A 20,945-nucleotide genomic window follows, 5' to 3' on the forward strand; every position below is an offset into this window, starting at 1 on the left:
GTACTTTATGCGAAAATATCTGAAAGGGGCAGATAGAATATGAAAACACGTGTGACGGAGATTTTTGGAATCAGATTTCCTATTATTCAGGGAGGGCTTGCTTATCTTGCATGTGCTGAACTCGCAGCAGCCGTTTCGAATGCAGGAGGACTTGGACAAATTACGGCGGCTACTCTCGGTACACCTGACAGGCTTCGGGCGGAGATTAGAAAGGTCCGGACAATGACTGATCAGCCATTTGGTGTAAATTTTGCAATTGCGAAACATGATAATGGTGGAAAGTATCAGGCGTTACTTGAAGTGGCTATTGAGGAAAAGGTGCCGGTCATTTCTTTAACGGGAGCGAACCCTCAGCCTGTATTCGAACGGATTAAAGGAGAGGATATCCGGACGCTTGTACTTGTTGCAGGAGTCAGACAGGCGCAAAAAGCGGAGGCGTTGGGAGCTGATGCAATAATGGCGGTCGGTCAGGAGGGCGGCGGCCATTTAGGGCGCGATGATATTGGTACAATGGTGCTGATTCCCCGCGTTGTGGATTCTGTATCAATTCCTGTACTGGCAAGCGGCGGTATTGGAGATGGAAGAGGTTTGTTGGCTGCCTTTTCACTTGGTGCAGAGGGGATTGAAATGGGAACCCGATTCATTGCTACTCAGGAGTGTATTCACGCAAATGAAAAGTATAAACAGGCAATTTTGCAGGCGAAAGAAACGGATACAGTGGTGATCAAAAGAACACTGGGTTCACCTGGACGAGTCTTGAAAAACGATTTTGCAATGAATATTATTGAGCGTGAAGAAGAAGGCGCAACTTATGAAGAGCTGAGGGATGTTATCAGCGGGGAAGCGAATCTTGAATATATCTATGATGGAAATTTGGCAGGTGGCTTCGGCTGGGCCGGACAGGTGATTGGTCTGATCAACTCAATCCCTTCAGTACAGGAGTTATTTAATGAAATGATCACGACGGCAGAAGCAGGGCTGAGCAGAATAGAAACTATAATGGGAAATAGAACTTACAGTTGAAATCATATTCAAGTTTAAAAACAATTGCTACATTATTTCATTGCCTGGTATAACTTTGTGAAATTGTGTGGGAATAGTATGTTGAATAGCGGGAAGTCAAATGTGATTTTAAACAAGAAAAACTGCAAAAGATGGGGGCCCTTGCAGTTTTTTCTCTATTTATTCGTAATTCGTCGCAATCTCTTCCTCGATTTTACCTACACCTTCTTCAAGCGCTTCAGCCGGGTCATCACCCTGCATAATAAAGGTCAGTGCATCGGCCATTGGCTGCCAGACAGCTGATAGCTCTGCGATATTCGGGAATGGACGTGCACGTTCAAGCTGTACTGCAAAGCCTGCAAGCATTGGATCTTCTGTGAAATCCGGACTGTTCAGGATTGCTGTATTGGCCGGAATCTCTCCTGTTGCTTCAAATGTTTCTTTTAGTGACTCCTCACTCGTCAGGTGAACGGCAAGGTCTGTTGCTTCCTCAGGAAATTCTGAGTAGGAAGAGAGCATCCAGCCTTTAGTGCCAAGGAATGTTTCAGGGTATTCCCCGTTTTCAAGCTCTGGAAGGGGAGCGGTGCCAAGGTCATCTCCAAGTGCTTCTTCAAAATCATATCTTGCCCAAGGTCCATTAATAATGGCACCAGCCTGACCGTCCATAAATAATCCATTCGCTGCATCAAGCGTAATACTAGATGGTATGTATCCGCTTTCAAACCAGCCCTGAATTAAAGATGCGCCTTGTACTGACCATCATTGGCAAGACCAACGTCATCTTTTACATAACCGTCACTGTCTTCATTAAAAATGTAGCCGCCATAACCGGCCATGAAAGGGTAAGAGAAGTAAAAATCATTTGCCGGATAAAGGAATCCAAACTGGTCATTCGCATCATCAGTCAGATCAGCCATCGCAGCTTCCAAATCCTCAACAGTTTCAGGCGCTTCCGGAATCAGAGCTTTGTTGTAGTAAAGTGCAAGGGACTCAACAACTGCGGGCAGACCATACAATTCACCATCATAGCTGAGCGCTTCAAGTGAACCTGCAGAATATGTATCAAGAATTTCCTGATCCACTTCAACAGGATGGACAAGCCCCTGAATAGAAAGATTTCCTACACCAGGCTGATAAAAAAGGTCAGGTCCATTTCCTGAAGGTCCATCAAGCACGATCGCTTCCGTCTGATCATCCTGGGGCATCGAGACAACCTCAACAGGAATACCGGTTTCTTCAGTGAACGCTTCAACCTGTGACTCAATTGCACTTAATTCAATGTCAGGTGCCCATACTAAAAGACCCTCAGACGCTGCATCAGATGAAGAAGCGGTGCCCTGATCCTCTGAACGCTCAGGTGCACAGGCTGATAATACTAATACCAATGACAAACTCCCGGCAGTTAACTTTAATTTATTCATCGTATATCCTCCAAACATCATAGTGTTAAAGCAGAACAGCGGAGAAATTCACCTCCTTAAAGGTATAGTTAATCGGTTAACCATCTATAAAATATTCAACAAAAGTTGTTATATTTCTTTTGTTGAACCACGTACCACTAATTCCACTGGCAGTTGAATCATCGTGTTACTGTTATCAGATTGGTGCTGGTGCTCAATTGACTGAATCAGCTGATCAGCAGCGATCGACCCTTTTTCAAAAATATTTTGCCGCACGGTCGTTAATTCAGGCGTGATGTACTGGCTGATGGCCAGGTCATCAAAGCCGATGATTGAAAAGTCATCAGGCACTGAAACGCTGTGCTTGCTTAGGCCCTTCATTGCACCGATCGCGATATGATCAGAAACCGTTACAGCAGCTGTACATGAAAGCTGCTGCTCGACAAATCTTACGCCCCAGTCATACCCATTTGAAAAAGTAAGATCCTTCAGTTCAAAAACCATGTCTTCATTTGCGTTTACTTGAAACTCTTCAAATGCCCGCTGAAAGCCTGCAAACCGCATCTGCTCAACTGAACTGTCCTGCAGAGAGGTCGCTAAAAATGCAATTTCCCGGTGACCAAGCTCAAGCAAATGCTTAGCAGCAAGATAACCGCCAGCCTCATCATCAATTCTCACATTCACATATTGTTCAGCGTGATCCTCGTAAATATCAATACAGATAATAGGCAGATCTACTTTGCGGATCACCTGAAAGAGGTCGTCTGAAAGCGACCCGATCAAAATCAGTCCATCCAGATTTCTTTTCTTCACCCAGTTAATACACTCAACAGGATCCGTCACACCGGAAATCATCGTATCAAAGTGATGCGCTCTCGACACACTCTCTACACCGCTTAAAAAATGATCGTAATACTGATTATTTTCAAATACTGAAGCAGGGGCGTTGCTGATAAAAGGTGCCACAACCCCAATTAAATTCGATTTTTTCTTAGACAGACTGATTGCTGTATAGTCCGGATAATAACCAAGCTCATCAACCGCTTCATGCACCCGGCGAGAGGTTTCCTCAGATACTTTTTTTACATTATTTAATACATAAGACACCGTAGCTCCGGATACACCGGCAGCCTGGGCCACATCCCGAATCGTCACTCTATTCTTCATAAAACCTCCGTTTAACCGGTTAACTAGTTTTATTTAGATTATTTTATTTAGTGGGGAAAGTCAATATGAAATGTAAGGGTTTTCATTTGAATGTAAATTTTATTGAAGATAGATAATTTTTAAAGCTTAAAAGGATATAGAATATTCCGAATAAATGTGCTAAGTTCTTAATTGAATGCAGAGGGTGGGGATGAATATGTTTTTTTCATTGAGAAATAGACTTTTTGTGATTTTCACGATTTTATTAACCATACCTTTTTTAGTGCTATCTATTTTAATTCCCGCCTGGTTAACTGATTCAATCAAAGATCAAACAAGGGAATTATCAGTAGAAGTAATGGATCAATATTCTTTATATATTGAGTCTATCGCTACACAGGCTGAAGACATTGGTAAGCAAGTACTGCTTAATGAATTAACCCAGGAATGGTTAAGGGTAAATAGGAATCAAGAAGCAACTGTCGGAGAGAAGTTTTTAGCTGAGACCAGCCTTGAATCTCAATTAGCTGCAATGATGATTAATAATTCTAATTCAATGTCGATCAATGTTTTTTTGAATGATGGTGCAACGGTTTGGGGAGAAGGATTGAGTTGGACATCTGAAAACTGGTATAGCAAGTATTTGAATGATGAACGTATTTATACGAGTGCGCATCTTGACTCTTTCCAGCAATCTACTGAAATGATCAACATGCAGGTCAATAGCTTTCTGGTGCCTCTTTTTGATTTGAACACGATGATGAACGGAGGCGTCATTAAGGTCAGCTTTCCAACTCATATTCTGGAAAATGCCCTGAATAATCAGGCAGTCGTTCAAACAGGTCATACTTACTTAGTGGATTCGAATGCTGAAAAGGTATTGAACCAGCAGATTCCTTCTGAGAATACAGATTTAAGTGAAACAATCGGAGCGATCAACCTTTCAGATCTGGAGAAAGGCATGATTGAGCGGGTGGAAGAAGGAGAAAAATTTCTTATCTTTTATCAAAAACTGCCTTTTGCAGATTGGATATTGATTAACGAAGTAGCAGAATCAGCGCTGTTTAGTGAGGTTGACGGTCTGCAGCGGACACTGTTATTCATCTCATTTGGCATATTTATCTTAACCATGATTGCGTCTTTTATTTTCTCATCAACGATTATCCGCCCTGTGAGCGGATTAACAAAAGCAATGTCTTTTATTGAACGCGGGGATTTCAGTGGAGCTAAAAGTGTTCTTCCCTCAGCGCGGTCAAGTAAAGACGAGGTCGGTTATCTGATTCATGCAACTGATCATACAATAGACCAGCTTAATAGAATGATTGAAACAGAGTATAAAGCAAATCTCAGGCGTAAGGACGCTGAATATAATGCTTTGCTGCTGCAGATCAATCCTCACTTTTTAAATAATACGCTTGAGATTATCGGAAGTCTGGCCCTGCAGGATAAGAACAGGGAAGTCATGAATGTAAGTGTGGCGTTAGGTAAGATGCTTCGATATTCCTTAAAAACAGAACATAAAGAGGTACCGCTCGCTGAAGAATTGATGTATATAAAAAGTTATACAGACATTTTAAAAATACGATATGGTGATCAGCTGAAGGTAATGATTGAAGACGACAGCAACGCACTGGGGTTACTGGTTCCTAAGTTTACTTTACAGCCGCTCGTTGAAAATGCAGTTAAATACAGCTTCACTCAAAATCATCATGCTGAAATTGAAATCAGGATAACTGATCAAAATCATAAAGTGATCGTATCTGTCTCAGACAAAGGTGAAGGAATAAGAGAGGATTTAATTACAAGCTTAAAAGAATTTGAGGAGAATGATGTACTAAAAAGTAAAGGTAATAGCATTGGATTGCGTAATGTAATTGCCAGGTTAAAGCTTTATTTTGGCGAAAGGTTTAACTTTGACATAAAGTCCACACCAGGACTTGGAACGGAAGTTTTACTTTATTTCTATACAAATGAGGGGGGGGGGGAAATGATGAAGGTCATGATCGTAGACGATGAAATCCAAATCAGAAAAGGCCTGTATTTGAAACTCAACTTAACAGATCAGCATTGTGAAGTCATTGGTGAAGCCTCGGATGGGAAGGAAGCGCTTGATCTGCTCGCTTCAAATGCTGCCGATCTTGTGATTACTGATATGAGAATGCCAGTGATGGATGGTCTTGCGTTCACGAAAAAATGTAAGAAGCAGTATCCTCACATCAAAATCATTGTCCTCTCAGGCTACTCGGATTTTGAATATGTGAAGAATGCGATGAAAGAAGGGGCGAGTGATTACTTACTCAAGCCGGTGTCACCTGATGATCTTGAAACCACCCTCAGCAAAATGAAAAAAGAAATAGAGCATGAAAAAGTAGAAAAGCAGGAACTGAATAAAATAAAAAGAGCAGCGAGATATGCTTTTGAAGATGAACGAACCAAGTATCTTCTGTATGCAGCCAATGGGGAGTGGCTGAATCAGGAAGCAGTGGGTGAACGGCTGAAGCAATTGCAATTTAACGAACTGGCAGACCCGGATGCAGTGATCAGGATCTTAACAATTGAAGCAAGAGGGAAAGATGGAGAATCCTCAAGACCTAAAAAGCTGTGGGAATCGTTCAGATTATTATGTGACGAGATCAGCAGTCAATTCGATCAAATCTGGCTGTTTGAGAATCCGGCTTACCCATCTTTGGTCCATGCGGTCAGTCTATTACATCAAAGGGATGAACAATCCTTTATAAGAAAAATACAGGATCAATCCAAATCACTGCTCAATCTATACACCGTGATTGGCGCAGGGGAAAGCGTAACCGGCTTTGACAAAATGAAGGATTCGTATATTTCAAGTCTGCTTGCATGGAGTCAATCCCCACTTGAGACAGGTGACCATCTGTATAGAGAAGATCAGCACAGTTTGCAGGGGACCGGACTATCACCGGAATTTGAAAGAATCATGATGAGTGCAAGTGAGCAGGGCGATGTAAAACCGGTTTCGGATCTCATCAAAAAAGAATTGGTTAAGTTAGGTCAGCATTCAGCTTATTCGTTCACAGTGGGTGCCAATCGAATCCTTTTTCTATTAGGAACCATTGTTCAAAAGTATGAATTAAAAGATCCATTCATCTCCCAGTCTATCTGGTTGTGTCAGCAGGAAGTTCGTCAGATGACAAATTATGTAACAGTGATGAATTCCATTATTCTTGTCTCTGAAACGATTACGCAGGCTGTTCATTCAGTGCGTTTTTCAGGTTCAAAGGTGACGGATTCAGTCAAGCAATACCTGGATATGCATTATGCTGAAGATATTTCTCTGTCAGTGCTCTCTGATCTGTTTCATATGAACGGGACCTACTTATCAGAGTTATTTAAGCAGCAGACGGGTCAGAACTTTACAGATTACCTTGTAAAAGTAAGGATGAAAAAAGCTGCAGATTTTTTAAAGGACCACCGCTTAAAGATTATTGATGTAGCTGAACTGACAGGGTACTCAAGTGCAGGATACTTTAGTACAGTGTTTAAAAAACACTATGGCTGCTCGCCTGTTGAATACCGCAGGCAGCAAGATGCTGGTTCTAATGACAGGGAAGTGGATTGATATGAAGAAAGGGATTCTATTTTCAGTCCTTCTTGTTCTGGGTATATGTATAACGGTTTTACTGAATAAAGATTCAGAGAATGAAATGACGATCACACCTGTCACTGACACAAGTGATCAGACCATATTAACTTTCTGGAGAAACTATGGAAACGTAGCTGAAAATCAGGCATTTGAGTTAATGATCGCGTCTTTTGAACGGGCTCATCCGAATATTGATATAGAAATGAACGCCATTCAGTATGGAGATTATGAAATGAAGCTGCGCACTGAGATAGCAACAGGAAAGCCGCCTGATTTAATGCTGATTGACAGTCCGAACCTGGCACTTTATGCGAGGATTGGCGTGCTCCATCCATTAACAGATGATGTGATGGAAGAGCGACTGGACAAAGATCTTCCGCCAGCTCTTCTTGAAGGGGTAAGCTATCAGGATGAAGTCTATCTTATGCCCCTGGTACAGCCTGGGGCGGCGCTGTATTATAATCGTCACCTATTCCGTGAGGCGGGTATACCTTTTCCGTCAAAAAACCCTCATGAGCCAATGACGTGGAATGAAGTGCTGGAAGCTGCCAGGAAAATCACAGATCCTGAAAAAGGGGTCGTTGGAATTGACCCGGCGCAGGGTTTTCCCGGAGGAGAAGCGCCTTCTTATTTCAAGTCGCCAATCATTTGGCAGTTTGGAGGAGAATTACTCAGTCCTGATGGCTCGACAGCCAATGGATATTTGAATTCTCCTGAATCAATTGAAGCACTGACATTTTATAAGGATTTATATCACCGCCATGATGTGGCTGAAGTTCAGCTTCCGCCTAGAGCTTTTGAGAACGGGAAGATTGGTATGACTGTTTATGGTTCCTGGGAATTAAGCAGGCTTAGAGAAACGGATCCGGAATTTAAAATCGGAGAAGACTTTGATATTGCACCGCTTCCTAAAGGGATTGAACAAGTTGCACCAAATGGAGGATGGTCAATGGGCATATCATCGAATACGCAATATCCAGATGAAGCATGGACGTTCATTTCCTATATGACAGATTATGAAGCAATGAGAATCTATGTTGATCAAACTGGTGAACCGCCGGCACGGCAATCGATCGTACAATCCTTTCCGGAGTTTCTTGAGTATCCTGAAAATATTTTTCTGACACAGTCTCAAATTTATTCCAAAAGCCGTCCAGTCACACCAGCTTATCCATTTCTAAGTGATGCGGTAAAAACACTTTTTGAGGAAATTGTGATAGAAAACGCAGAAGTAAAAGAAGCTGCCGATCGAGCGGTGAGTAAAATAGACAGTGGTATTCAGGAGCAAAACAAGTACACCAACGATATTTATTTATTTCCCCAGTAAAGGTCCGTTCAGCGGATCTTTTTTTCGTTTAAACAACCCGAAAAATATGAAAGTCAAATTCCAAAGATTTTAAAATAGCCTCTATTTTTTCTCTGTTATATTGAAAACAACTTATGAAAACGCTTTCTAAATAGGGGGGATACAATGCAAAATGCAGCCAGAGAATTACAGGAAGAACAGTTTCATCAAAAACAAAAGGAGCCGGCAAAGCGACCAGATCATCAGCCAGGAAAAAAGAAAAACAAAAATCTACAATATATCAAAAAGAATTATCTGCTCTATCTTTTTATCGCCCCGGCCATTATTTTGACGGTCATTTTTAAATACATCCCGATGTACGGTGCGGTGATCGCTTTCAAGGATTTCAGCCCTATGAGAGGGATTTTAGGAAGTGAATGGGTAGGTCTGAAGCATTTTACAGGGTTTCTAACATCACCAAACTTCTTAAATATATTTATGAACACGTTGAAGTTGAGCTCCTTTGAATTGTTGCTCGGGTTTCCAATACCAATCATTTTAGCTTTAATGCTCAATCAGATCAGGAGAGCTAAGGCTAAAAAAAACATACAGCTGATTTTATATGCACCGCATTTCATTTCAGTAGTGGTCATTTCCGGAATGGTTTTTTTATTCCTCTCACCAACAGGACCGATTAATTCTATCGTTTCTCTTGTGACAGGAAATACTTATTCTTTAATGTCAGACCCCGATGCCTTCCGCTCAATTTATATTATATCGGGCATTTGGCAGGGAGCCGGCTGGGCATCCATTATCTATGTAGCTGCTTTAGCGAACGTAGACCCGCAGCTTCATGACGCAGCGAAAATTGATGGAGCTTCTCTTTTAAGAAGGATCTGGCATATCGATCTACCGGTATTAAAGCCTGTTATGGCTGTCTTATTCATCCTTGCAGCAGGCGGTATTATGGCAATTGGTTTTGAAAAAGCTTATTTGCTTCAGACATCTATGAATATCCCAGCATCTGAAATTATTCCAACCTATGTGTATAAGCTTGGACTCCAGGCGGGAGATTATTCATTTGCAACTGCAGTCGGATTGTTCAATGCAGTCATCAATGTATTCCTTTTAGTCTTTGTGAACAGTGTAGTGAAAAAACTAAATGAAGGCGAAGGTCTCATGTAGAAAGGGGTAATTAAATGAATTTGACGAAAAGTGACCGCTTACTTTTAACGCTTAATAAAGTGCTGCTGGTTGTTGTCTCACTGCTGGTATTGCTGCCATTACTTTACGTATTCCTGTCTTCATTTCTCCAGCCAAACACCCTTTTAAATAAAGGGCTAATGCTTAGCTTTTCTGATTTTAGTCTTGATGGCTATACAAGGTTATTCGCAGATGGCACCATCTTAAGAGGATTCTTTAACTCTGTTTTATATGCCACCGGATTTACGTTTGTCACCGTAGTCGTTAGTATTCTTGCGGGATATACGCTATCGCAGGATGGTCTGGTCGGCAAAAAAACCATTATGATCTTTTTCATCGTGACGATGTTTTTCAATGGAGGCTTGATTCCAACCTACCTTCTTGTCAGAGATCTTGGCATGCTGAATACGGTCTGGGCAATCATTCTGCCAAACGCCATATCAGTATGGTTCATTATTTTAGCAAGAACTTATTTCAAGGCGATTCCAAATGAGTTAAAAGAGGCTGCCAGAATAGATGGTGCTTCTGACTTCATGATTTTCCTGAAAATTATTCTTCCATTATCCAAGCCGATCATTTTTGTACTGGCGCTATACGCATTCATCGGCCAGTGGAATGCGTACTTTGATGCAATGATCTATCTCGAAGACAGAGAGCTGTATCCGCTGCAACTGGTCTTACGATCGATCCTGATACAAAACGAAGTCCAGCCCGGCATGATTGGCGATCAAATGGCCAGAGCCGAACTTCAGCGGATTTCAGAAATGATCAAGTACTCATCTATTGTGATCGCCAGTCTTCCGCTGTTAATCATGTACCCGTTCTTCCAGAAATACTTTGAAAAAGGTGTCATGGTCGGGTCATTAAAATAATATAAATGGGGGTTTTATGAATGAAGAAGATGTTGAAAGTAATGATGCCGATTGCTGCTGGGGCACTGATCGTATCAGGATGTAATTCGGGGGGGAATGCTTCATCTGAAGATTACGGGCTGTCTGATATCACGTTTCCATTAGAGGAAGAAGTCACGCTGAAATTTATGACTCAGAGTTCTCCAATTGCACCTGAAGATCCGAACGATAAGCTGATCTTACAGCGGATGCAGGAGGAAACAGGTGTAAAGGTTGAATGGACCAATTATACGTCTGATTCCTTTGTAGAGAAACGGAATCTTGCGATGGCGAGCGGGGAGCACCCTGACGCGATTATGAATGCTGCACTGAGTGACAATGAACTTCTTAACCTTGCAGAAGACGGCAGTATTATTGCAGTCGAAGACCTGATCGAAGAACATATGCCGAACTTACAGGCGGTACTTGAGCAGGCGCCTGAATATAAAGCAATGATGACTGCACCTGATGGTCACATTTATTCTTTCCCGTGGATAGAAGAACTCGGAGCTGATAAAGAAAGTATTCATTCAGTTGATGCATTCCCATGGATTAACCAGGGATGGCTGGATGAACTGGGTCTTGAAGTACCAGAGACAACAGAAGAACTGAAAGAAGTGTTAATTGCCTTCAGAGATAACGATCCGGCTGGTGATGGACAGACCATTCCAATGTCTTTCATTATCAATCATGGTGGAGAGGATCTGTCATTTTTATTCGGATCATTTGGTCTTGGAGATAACTGGGACCATACTGTTGTAACGAATGATGGAGAGGTGAAATTAACAGCTGCTGACGAAGGTTATAAAGAAGCAATGAAGTTTTTCAATGAGCTATATGAAGAAGGCCTGATGGATGTAGAAGCTTTTGAACAGGACTGGAATACGTATCTTGCAAAAGGAAGAGAAAATCGCTACGGGCTCTATTTTACCTGGGATAAAGGAAATATTACCGGCATGAATGACCAGTACACATTAATGCCTGCTCTTGAAGGGCCGGATGGTCAAAAGAACGTTGCCCGCACAAACGGTATGGGCTTTGACAGAGCGAAAATGGTCATAACAAGTGCGAATCAAAACCTGGAACTGACAGCTAAATGGATTGATCAGCTCTATGATCCAACACAGTCTGTCCAAAACAACTGGGGAACATATGGTGACACTGAAAAGCAGAACATTTTCGAATATGATGAAGCAGCATCTATGTTAAAGCATTTACCACTTGAAGGAACTGCGCCTGTGGAATTAAGAGAAGAAACTTCAATTGGCGGACCGCTTGCGATTTTGGATGAGTATTATGGAAGTGTAACAACGAAACCTGAAGATGCAGCGTGGAGACTTGACCTGATGAAAGAAGTAATGGTGCCGGATATGACTGCTGATAACATCTATCCAAAAGTATTCTTCCCTGCAGAAGATCTTGAGCGTCTGGCTGAAGTGGAAGCAGATCTGATTCCTTATGTAGAGCGAAAACGTGCAGAATGGATCACTAACGGAATGGTTGAAGATGAGTGGGAAGAGTATCTCGCTGAACTGGAAAGACTGGGCTTATCAGATTGGCTGGAAATTAAGCAGCGAGGCTTCGATCAACATACGGAGGGAGGAGCATGAGTTTGACTAAAGTGAATCCCTCAAGACCTTACCTGCATTATGCGCCTGAAAAAAACTGGATGAATGATCCTAACGGGCTTGTGTTTTTCAACAATGAATACCATCTGTTTTATCAGTATCACCCTAATGGCACTACTTGGGGGCCAATGCACTGGGGACATGCAGTAAGCCGCAACCTGATTGACTGGGAAGAGCTGCCGATTGCATTGTACCCTGATCATCATGGCACAATTTTCTCCGGAAGTGCAGTAGTGGATTGGCACAATACGACTGGTTTCTTCAATGATGGACCAGGGCTTGTTGCGATCTTTACGCATCACAAAGAAACAGATTCAGGAATTGTTCAGTCCCAGAGTCTTGCATACAGCACAGATTCGGGCAGAACATGGATAAAGTACGAAGGAAATCCCGTGCTGAGCCATCCGTCGAATCCGGATTTCAGAGATCCGAAGGTATTTTGGCACGATGAGTCTGATAAATGGGTGATGGTACTGGCTACAGGTCAGACCATCTCCATCTACTCATCACAAAACTTAATCAGTTGGGTATTTGAAAGTGAGTTTGGTACAAATATCGGTTCACATGAAGGCGTGTGGGAATGTCCGGACTTGTTTGCTCTGAAAATTGAAGGAACACAAGAAGTAAAGTGGGTCATGATTGTCAGTATTGGTGACGGTGATGGACTTGCTTATGGATCCCGCACGCAGTATTTTACAGGGTGGTTTGACGGAAAAGCATTTATCTCAGAACATAGTGAAGCAAAGTGGCTGGATGATGGACGGGATCAATATGCAGGTGTCACATTTTCAGACATTCCGGAAGAAGACAATCGCAGAATTCTGATCGGGTGGATGAGTAATTGGCGTTATGCAAATCAGGTTCCAACTGAAGGCTGGAGAAGTCAGATGACACTGCCGCGTGAACTGACTTTAAAGGAAATCGAAGGAAATACAAAGCTGATTCAGCATTTCCCGGAAGAACTTGATACCTGGTTCAATCATACAAATCAGATCGAAAAAACTGTAGGTTCAAGCGGGCTGAACATTGATGTTGAAAAGGGGCCGATATATTTGGCCTTGAATACACAATGTCCAAACAGTGGAGAACTCCAAATCTCATTGAATTATTCTGATCAGACATATACTGTCATTCAGTTCAATTTTAACGAGCAGAAACTCTCTCTTAAGCGTTCGAAGTCAGGAGAAGTCAATTTCTCAGAACTGTTTTCAAAAGATCAGGAATTATTCTTCAGAGATATGACAGACCTTCAACTCACTATGGTTATTGACACATTTTCAGTGGAATTACTTTTGAATGATGGAGAATATGCATTAACAAGTCTCCAATTTCCTGATGAATCCCTTAAGAATATTAGTCTTAGGATGGATACAGGAGAAGTGTCAATGAAGGGTGTTATCAAACAATAAGTAAGAACGAATCTGGGTTGATCTCAGATTCGTTTTTTTTATCTTTTTATATGGATGATTCATCATTTGTAATATAAAATAAATCTTTATTTTTTATTGCAAATGCAATAAATATAATTTAAATTAAATGTATAGAAAAATATTGTATATGCAATAAAAAAGGAGGCCCTTATGACAGAAATTTTACGTGAAATAGGAATGATTGCCCGGGCTTTAGATTCTATCAGCAACATTGAATTCAAGGAATATGATCTGACAAAAGGTCAATATTTGTACCTGATTAGAATATGTGAAAACCCTGGTGTTATTCAGGAACAGATCATAGAAATGATCAAGGTGGACCGTTCTACTGCAAATCGTGCAGTTCAAAAACTTGTTGATAATGGGTTTGTTGAAAAAAGAGAAGATGAACATAATAAAAAGATTAAGAGACTTTATCCCACAGACAAAGGAAATACGATCTATCCATTTATAAAGAATGAGAATGAGTATTCTGAGAACATGGCGTTGAATGGATTGTCAGATGATGAAGTAGAAGCCGTACAAAAACTATTGCAGCGAATTAGAAAAAATGTTGAAAAAGACTGGGATTTCGTTAAGAAAGGCAATAAACGAAACTATTAATCCATGACAGGAAGTGTTGAATTTAAAATGGCTACTATGATAAGAGAATGTACGATGGACGATTTACATGAACTTCAGAAAGTTAGCATTGAGACATTTACTGAAACATTCAAAGAACAAAATTCTCCAGATCAATTAAAATCATATTTAAAGCGTGCCTATCAAATAAATCAGTTAAAAACTGAATTAGATAATCAGTTTTCACAGTTCTATTTCGTATATTATGATTATGAAATAGCTGGTTATTTAAAAGTAAATGTTCAGGACGCACAAACAGAAAATATGGGTGCTGAATCGCTTGAAGTTGAAAGAATTTATATAAAGAAAAAGTTTCAGAAAGCCGGGCTTGGAAAACAATTGCTTGATCAGGCATTTGAAATAGCCAGCGATCAAAATAAAGAAAAGATTTGGCTGGGAGTCTGGGAAGAAAATAAAAACGCAATTGGCTTTTATAAGAAAAAGGGATTTGTAATAGCGGGAAGTCACTCCTTCTTTATGGGTGATGAGGAGCAGACTGACCTGATTATGGTGAAGGATCTTTAATGATAATTCGAAAGGTGGTGATGTCATATGTATATTCCAAAACACTTTAAGGTTAATGACTTCAGTGAAATAGAAGCATTTATTAGAGAACATTCATTTGGAACGCTTATAACCACAAAAAAGGGCAAACCTATCGCAACACATTTACCAATGCAGTTATGCAAAAAAGAAAATAAGTATTATATTACAGGGCATATGGCTTATGGGAACCCTCAATGGAAAACATTCAAAACCTGTGAAGACGTCCTGATAACTTTTCAGGGACCTCATGCTTATATCTCATCATCATGGTATGAAAAAGAAAATGTGCCCACATGGAATTATCAGTCTGTCCATGTATATGGTAAAGCATATATATTAGAAGAAAAAGAATTAAAAGATGACCTGACCTATTTACTTCAAAAATATGAAAAACATCGTCCGGATCCTGTCTTATGGGATACGCTTTCTCCTTCATTATTGGAAAAAGAATTAAAAGGAATTGTAGGCTTTAAGGTTCAGGTAAATGAAATACAAGCTGCCTATAAAATGAGCCAAAACAGAAATAAAGATGATTACGAAAACATCATTATGCAATTGCAGAATGAAGGAAATCCGGAATCGAGTAAAATGGCTGAGCGAATGAAGAGTAAAAATTTGAACATGAGAGAATGATAATTTTAAAGATGATTAGGCAAACAAGGGGGATTTTAATATGAACGAATACGGCACTTTACATGAATCAGATGGTCGCTATGTTATAAAATTTGAACGAGCTTTTTCTCAAAATATATCGGAAGTTTTTCGTATCCTTACCACGCCTGATGATTTTGCTCAGTGGTATCCATTTGCCACAGGGGAGATGGATCTCAAACCTGGTGGTGAAATTGGCTTCGATGATGGAGAAGGAACAACTTACAAAGGCGTTATTACAGAAATAGAAGAGCCGGTACTTTTTGGTTTTAATGAAGAAGGGGATCTGATAAGGATCTCTTTAGAACAAAAAGAGAACGGTTCCCAAATGACTTTTATTCATACTTTTGATGACAGTGCCTGGGCAGTTAATACTGCTGCAGGATGGCATCGCTGCCTGGACGTATTTGATCAAATTATTAACGGGCATCCAGTGGAATGGAAAGAGAATGCCACTGAGTTAAGAGCGTATTATCAAAAAGCATTTAATAAAAATGAATAGACTGGGTCAACACGAGGTCTCACTCCGTAACCCTGCTAGCATAACGATAACAATAGCAATACCGTGGTAAACACCATTCTCACCGAATTTTATTCATTTATATAACCAAACAAAATCGTGTAAGAATTGTACCTGACACAAAAAATGTTTCAAAAACAAAGCCATCGAAGATTCTTTTCGATGGCTTTTCTATATCATCATTGATATGTACTACATTGTTTTACGGCTAGACGTTCGCTGTTTTCTCTTTTGGGATTCATAAATTAATTGATCCAGCTCCCGACTTAGCTTCAGGGTTTCTGTGTGCAAGAGACCTCTTAATATGCCGCTCTTGATCATGGCCTCGCGTTTATAAAGAATATTAACCTCTAATTCACTTTCCGATTTGTTCATGTCATTAGCTCCTTAAAAGTTAGACTTAATAATGAAAAGCGGAAGAACAGATACAAGTAGAGTGGATACCAGCTCAAAGCATGTGTGGAGATAAAGTTATAAATCTTCAATAGATCTTTTTGATAGAGCACATACTTATATTTCAATATATCTATTTTCCTAATTTTAGATTTTCTTCTTTCAACATTCTACAAATTTTTACAGAATTATGTGGCAATTTGTAACAATCAATTTTTAATGTTTCTATTTGCCACATTCAATCAATCATGTGCGTTTTTGTGATTTAATAAAATATTATTAAATGTTTGTAAGCGTACTTGAATAAGACAAATATCATGAGGGTTTTAATCAGGATGGAAGTAGCCGTATGTTTTATTGGAGATGAGGGAATGAATGACGGAAACGGACTTTTTAATGGTTAGGGGATTTGGGATAGAATGAAGCGGAAATGGTTGATCGAACTTAGGAAATCTAAAGAGCTTACTCAACAAAAGGTTGCAGATAAATCTTTCATTGATCGGTCTTATTATTCTCAGCTTGAAAATGGTTTGCGCGACCCCAGTCCATCAGTTGCTGAGAATATCGCAAAAGTATTAGGCTTTAACTTTCTGAGGTTTTTTACTGACTATATCTATTTTGGTGACTTCAGCTCCGCCTCGAAAAAAACGGTACATATAACGCATGATGGGTTTTCTTATTTGAAATCCAGAAAAGATGGTTATGTAATGTATCATTATAGCAGCAATGAGGCATTTTATAAAAATACGATTAAATTCATCCATTCAAAAGTAGAACAAAATGTTCATTGCATTATCATAGACCAATACATAAATTACTCAAATGTTTTTAGTGAGTTAAAAAACCTGCTTCCGAAAAGTAAGATTGAAAAATATGTTCATTTCTTTCATCATAATATCAGCACTGAAGAGCTTCCTCAGCACTTTTTTACATTTATAAATGAACAAGTAAAGCCTGACACATATTTTAGTATGTGGATCAATGATCATACCTCAGACAGAAAAGATTCTTTTCACTATATTAAATCCTTTATTGAAACCTGTGCCAAAGAACTGAATGATTACGAGTGGCTGATGGTAAGTTCATTTGAGGCAACCAAGGTAACTGCAGATGAATACATTAAAGTCATGAAGCTATTTCACTACATCATGACCGATCAGGATCTGGTTTTGTCACCATTTTATAGTGAACATGCTCAGATGTTATCTTTATTTAACCGTCTTGAAGATCAGGAGTCTTAGGTAATATTTATGTCATGACAGCAGTTGTCACCAATGATGATACAATCTCTTTCATACTAAACCGGGCAGTGACAAATTGTCGCTGCCCGGTTTTTAATATTTTTATGAATTTTAAAATGAGGGAAACAAAATTGATCATATGTGGTATTAAGATCGTGAACCTTCTGTGAACCACTTGAAATTCGATCCGGTTTGTTTTAAAGTGGATAAATAATATCTATAATAGATAATTAACATCTACATTATATAAGAGGTGACTGTAATGAAATTAACAAACGGTGTAGAACAGGCCATCTGTATTCTGGTCCTGCTTGCCACACAGGAGAAGCAGATTCCTGTCGCAACGGATGTCGTCAGTAAAAAGCTGGAGGTATCTCCTTCCTATTTAAAAAAGATTATGAGAAAGCTGGTCGTTAGAGGCATCATCAAATCCGTCCCGGGATCAAAAGGCGGCGTAACGCTGGCGAAGGATCCGGCAGCCATCACAATGCTTGATATTGTGGAGGCGATGGAAGGTGAGATGAAGATGTTTCCTGATCATGGACTCATTGAGAAGGTGTTCAATGACAGTGAAAATGCTGGCAGGGGTCAAAAGATTATCAGAAATGTATTTAATGGTGCGGATCAGCAGCTGATTGAATACTTTTCTTCTATTACAGGAGAAGATTTGCTCAAACAGGGCTTTGGTGATATGCAGACGCCGCATCTGGACTGGAATGAGCTGACGGAAGACAAAAAGAAATCAGGTGAATCGAAGTGAATATGTTTAAGTATGACTGGCAGTCTTTATTGAAAAATAAGAAGATGCTTGGGACTGCAATTGTCATGATGTTTATTCCGGTGATTTATGCCGGTATCATTTTATCTTCATTTTGGGACCCATTTAATCAGACAGATCATATGGCTGTTGCAGTGGTCAATGAGGATCAGCCGGCAGATGTTGAGGGGACTACACTCTCGATAGGTGAAGATCTCGTAGATGAACTGAAAACAAATAAAGACTTTGACTGGCACTTTGTCAGTAAAGCAGAGGCTGAAAAAGGGTTTGATGATAACGACTATTATATGATGGTCGTCATTCCGGAGAACTTTTCATCCAATGCAGCGACTGTAATGGATGACGAGCCTGAAAAAATGAAGTTGAACTATAAAATTAATCCTGGGCGTAATTATTTTATTGAAAGTATCAGCAGCAATGCGGCAGACAGTCTGAATCAAAGCATTTCAGACCGTGTGACTGAAAGCTACGTGAAGGTGCTGTTTGATCAAATCAGTGGGCTCGGTAATGGGCTGGCGGAAGCAGCTGATGGGTCAGGTCAGCTTGAGGACGGCACCAATACAGCGAAAGACGGTGCTGCTGAACTGACAAAGCAGCTCGCGAAACTGACTGACGGGACGCTGACATTTCAGGATGGTGCAAGTGAGTTAAATGTTGGTTTGAAGCAGTTTGCTGATGGTGTGAATCAGTTGAACACTGGTGCAGCAGATCTCACAGATGGCATTCATCAGTTTGCTGATGGGACAGGGGCGCTTGCTACGGGTGCTGCAAGTCTTCAGGAAGGTACCTCAGCTTATACAGCAGGCGTTGCGCAGGTTGCAGAAGGTGCCGGTGGACTATCTGAAGGAACTTCTCAGCTGAATGAAAAGTCTACGTCACTCGTGAGTGGAGCAAATGATGTCGCAGCCGGTGTGAATGCAGTCGATGAAAATATAAACAGAGCACAGCAGGAGGGCAGTGCACCGCTTGCAGCAGGACTTGAGGAAATGCGCCAACAGGCATCTGCTCTAACTGACAGGCAAGGACTATCATCGCTTGTTGATGGCATAGGCGAATTACAGGATGGCATGTATCAGCTGTCAGAGGGAAGCAGTAATCTGACAGACGGTCTTACGCAAATGCAGGAGCTGTCCACAGCACTGAGCCAGGCAATTAAAGTAGGAGATATGGAGCAGGCAGCCGCACTATCAGATCAGATGGCTGCACTTAACCAGCAGCTGCTCCCTGGTGCTGAATCTCTTGAAAATAGCATTAGTGGGATTGCTTCAAGTGGATCTGACCTGAGAGCGGGACTAAGCGATTTTGCTAATCAGATTCCTGCATTAATCAATGGTTTTAATCAGGCAGCTGATGGGGCTGGGGCCCTGAATAATTCATTGGTCCAGCTGGCAGATGGGACGGGTACACTTGCAACCGGTGCGGAAACATTAAAAGAAGGAACCGCTGCTTATACGCAGGCTGTGGAAGAAATCAATAACGGCGCTGCTGAACTTGCATCAGGTGCGCAGGCACTGAACGGGAAATCCGGTGAATTAAGCAGTGGCGTGCAGCAGCTTGCTGAAGGCTCAACTGAATTGAATCAAAATACCGGTGCACTGGTTGATGGATCAGACAGACTGGCATCAGGCATTGGTGAGCTTGCAAACAATACACCTGCACTCACAGAGGGTTCAACGGCACTTTCATCAGGCGCAGCAGATCTCTCTGATGGGGCAACAAGGCTCACAGATGGATCGCAGGATCTTGGTGAAGGACTGTCTGAACTCAGCAGTGGAACAGCAGAACTGGCTGCAAAGCTGCTGGATGGAGCAGAGGAAGCAGGCAGCGTCCATGCAGATGATCAGACGTATGCAATGATGGCAGCACCTGCAGAAACTTCTGTTGAAAAAGTATCTGATGTTCCAAACTATGGACACGCACTCGCACCAAACTTCCTGTCAATCGGCCTTTTTATAGCTGCACTTGCATTCAATATGATCTTCCCGCTCGGTCAGGCTAAGATTCTTCCGGCATCCGGCAGGGAGTTCTGGTTGAGTAAAGCAAGTATTGCAGCTGTGCAGGCGATCATGAGTGCACTGATTCTTGATGCGATCGTGATATACGGACTTGGTCTTGAAATTGATCATATCGGCCTCTTTATTGCGATCTCAATTGTTTCGTCTCTGGCTTATATGTTCCTTGTCACACTGCTCGTCGTGGGACTTGGAAATCCGGGGCGTTTTATCGCAATGGTTGGACTTGTTGTGCAGCTGGCAGCAAGCGGCGCTATGTTCCCAAGAGAACTGACAGCACCATTTTTCGAAGCAATCAACCCATATCTGCCAATGACCTACGTGATTTACGGCTTCAGAGAGGCGATTTTCTCTGCAGAAGGTATGTATGTGTATGATTTGAGCGTTGGTATTTTAGTGGCATTGGTCTTATTATGTAATGTGCTGTTGTGGCATGTGTTTTCGAGGAAGGCAGATCGGCTCGAGGCGGCACATGTAACAGTAAAAGTAAATTGACATTACCCATGAAATCAAAAATACCCGTACCATTCAGTCGAATGATGCGGATATTTTTGTATCTTTTTATCCAGAAAAATTTAACATC

Annotated in this window: 18 protein-coding genes; 14 read left to right on the plus strand and 4 right to left on the minus strand. The window is 41.0% G+C overall.

The features are described 5' to 3' along the window. Window positions 1–39: 39 nt before the first annotated feature. Window positions 40–1,023 (plus strand): NAD(P)H-dependent flavin oxidoreductase, encoded by a 984-nt coding sequence (locus LG330_RS05055; protein WP_404407935.1) that lies wholly within the window; start codon window positions 40–42, stop codon window positions 1,021–1,023. Window positions 1,024–1,182: 159 nt separating this feature from the next. Here LG330_RS05055 and LG330_RS05060 read toward each other — a convergent pair whose 3' ends face one another. From LG330_RS05060 to LG330_RS05070, 3 genes are all read right to left on the minus strand, one after another. After that, complete coding sequence (locus tag LG330_RS05060; protein ID WP_404407936.1) at window positions 1,183–1,668, minus strand: extracellular solute-binding protein; 486 nt, start codon at window positions 1,666–1,668, stop codon at window positions 1,183–1,185. A 68-nt stretch (window positions 1,669–1,736) separates the two neighbouring features. Beyond that, on the minus strand, window positions 1,737–2,423 hold the full coding sequence (locus LG330_RS05065) for an extracellular solute-binding protein (RefSeq protein WP_404407937.1): 687 nt from the start codon (window positions 2,421–2,423) through the stop codon (window positions 1,737–1,739). Window positions 2,424–2,531: 108 nt separating this feature from the next. After that, on the minus strand, window positions 2,532–3,569 hold the full coding sequence (locus LG330_RS05070; RefSeq protein WP_404407939.1) for a LacI family DNA-binding transcriptional regulator: 1,038 nt from the start codon (window positions 3,567–3,569) through the stop codon (window positions 2,532–2,534). A gap of 196 nt (window positions 3,570–3,765) precedes the next feature. Between LG330_RS05070 and LG330_RS05075 the strand changes: the two genes are divergently transcribed. The 10 genes from LG330_RS05075 (at window position 3,766) to LG330_RS05120 (ending at window position 15,920) form a co-directional block, all read left to right on the plus strand. After that, window positions 3,766–7,140, plus strand: coding sequence for a response regulator (locus tag LG330_RS05075; protein ID WP_404407940.1), 3,375 nt, complete (start codon window positions 3,766–3,768; stop codon window positions 7,138–7,140). Next, a complete protein-coding gene (locus LG330_RS05080) occupies window positions 7,109–8,491 on the plus strand; it encodes an ABC transporter substrate-binding protein (RefSeq protein ID WP_404407942.1) in 1,383 nt (460 codons plus the stop codon). The genes LG330_RS05075 and LG330_RS05080 overlap by 32 nt, the downstream gene beginning before the upstream one ends. A gap of 144 nt (window positions 8,492–8,635) precedes the next feature. Then, window positions 8,636–9,634: an ABC transporter permease gene (locus LG330_RS05085; protein WP_404407944.1), complete on the plus strand. Its 999-nt coding sequence runs from the start codon at window positions 8,636–8,638 to the stop codon at window positions 9,632–9,634. A gap of 14 nt (window positions 9,635–9,648) precedes the next feature. Continuing rightward, the gene (locus tag LG330_RS05090) at window positions 9,649–10,524 is read left to right on the plus strand and encodes a carbohydrate ABC transporter permease (protein ID WP_404407945.1); all 876 of its coding nucleotides are present in this window, start codon (window positions 9,649–9,651) and stop codon (window positions 10,522–10,524) included. Window positions 10,525–10,544: 20 nt separating this feature from the next. After that, a complete protein-coding gene (locus tag LG330_RS05095) occupies window positions 10,545–12,152 on the plus strand; it encodes an extracellular solute-binding protein (RefSeq protein WP_404407947.1) in 1,608 nt (535 codons plus the stop codon). Further along, window positions 12,149–13,579, plus strand: coding sequence for a glycoside hydrolase family 32 protein (locus LG330_RS05100; protein ID WP_404407949.1), 1,431 nt, complete (start codon window positions 12,149–12,151; stop codon window positions 13,577–13,579). Before LG330_RS05095 ends, LG330_RS05100 begins: the two co-directional genes overlap by 4 nt. A 171-nt stretch (window positions 13,580–13,750) precedes the next feature. Further along, window positions 13,751–14,203: a MarR family winged helix-turn-helix transcriptional regulator gene (locus LG330_RS05105; RefSeq protein ID WP_404407950.1), complete on the plus strand. Its 453-nt coding sequence runs from the start codon at window positions 13,751–13,753 to the stop codon at window positions 14,201–14,203. 27 nt (window positions 14,204–14,230) lie between these two features. Further along, the gene (locus tag LG330_RS05110; RefSeq protein ID WP_404407952.1) at window positions 14,231–14,746 is read left to right on the plus strand and encodes a GNAT family N-acetyltransferase; all 516 of its coding nucleotides are present in this window, start codon (window positions 14,231–14,233) and stop codon (window positions 14,744–14,746) included. Between the two features lie 27 nt (window positions 14,747–14,773). Then, window positions 14,774–15,400 (plus strand): FMN-binding negative transcriptional regulator, encoded by a 627-nt coding sequence (locus LG330_RS05115; RefSeq protein ID WP_404407954.1) that lies wholly within the window; start codon window positions 14,774–14,776, stop codon window positions 15,398–15,400. A gap of 40 nt (window positions 15,401–15,440) precedes the next feature. Continuing rightward, window positions 15,441–15,920 (plus strand): SRPBCC family protein, encoded by a 480-nt coding sequence (locus tag LG330_RS05120; RefSeq protein WP_404407956.1) that lies wholly within the window; start codon window positions 15,441–15,443, stop codon window positions 15,918–15,920. A 210-nt stretch (window positions 15,921–16,130) separates the two neighbouring features. Here LG330_RS05120 and LG330_RS05125 read toward each other — a convergent pair whose 3' ends face one another. Next, window positions 16,131–16,313 carry a Spo0E family sporulation regulatory protein-aspartic acid phosphatase gene (locus LG330_RS05125; protein ID WP_404407958.1) on the minus strand — a complete coding sequence of 61 codons (183 nt, stop codon included), beginning with the start codon at window positions 16,311–16,313 and terminating at the stop codon, window positions 16,131–16,133. Between the two features lie 437 nt (window positions 16,314–16,750). Here LG330_RS05125 and LG330_RS05130 point away from each other — a divergent pair, with 437 nt between their 5' ends. The 3 genes from LG330_RS05130 (at window position 16,751) to LG330_RS05140 (ending at window position 20,857) form a co-directional block, all read left to right on the plus strand. Then, window positions 16,751–17,572 carry a helix-turn-helix domain-containing protein gene (locus LG330_RS05130; RefSeq protein WP_404407960.1) on the plus strand — a complete coding sequence of 274 codons (822 nt, stop codon included), beginning with the start codon at window positions 16,751–16,753 and terminating at the stop codon, window positions 17,570–17,572. 262 nt (window positions 17,573–17,834) lie between these two features. Then, window positions 17,835–18,332 (plus strand): RrF2 family transcriptional regulator, encoded by a 498-nt coding sequence (locus LG330_RS05135; protein ID WP_404407962.1) that lies wholly within the window; start codon window positions 17,835–17,837, stop codon window positions 18,330–18,332. Window positions 18,333–18,334: 2 nt separating this feature from the next. After that, entirely contained in the window at window positions 18,335–20,857 is a 2,523-nt protein-coding gene (locus tag LG330_RS05140; RefSeq protein WP_404409502.1) for a YhgE/Pip family protein, read from the plus strand. The last annotated feature ends 88 nt before the right edge of the window (window positions 20,858–20,945 follow it).

Source organism: Jeotgalibacillus malaysiensis (genome assembly GCF_044789845.1).
GTDB classification, from domain to species: Bacteria; Bacillota; Bacilli; order Bacillales; family Jeotgalibacillaceae; genus Jeotgalibacillus; species Jeotgalibacillus malaysiensis_A.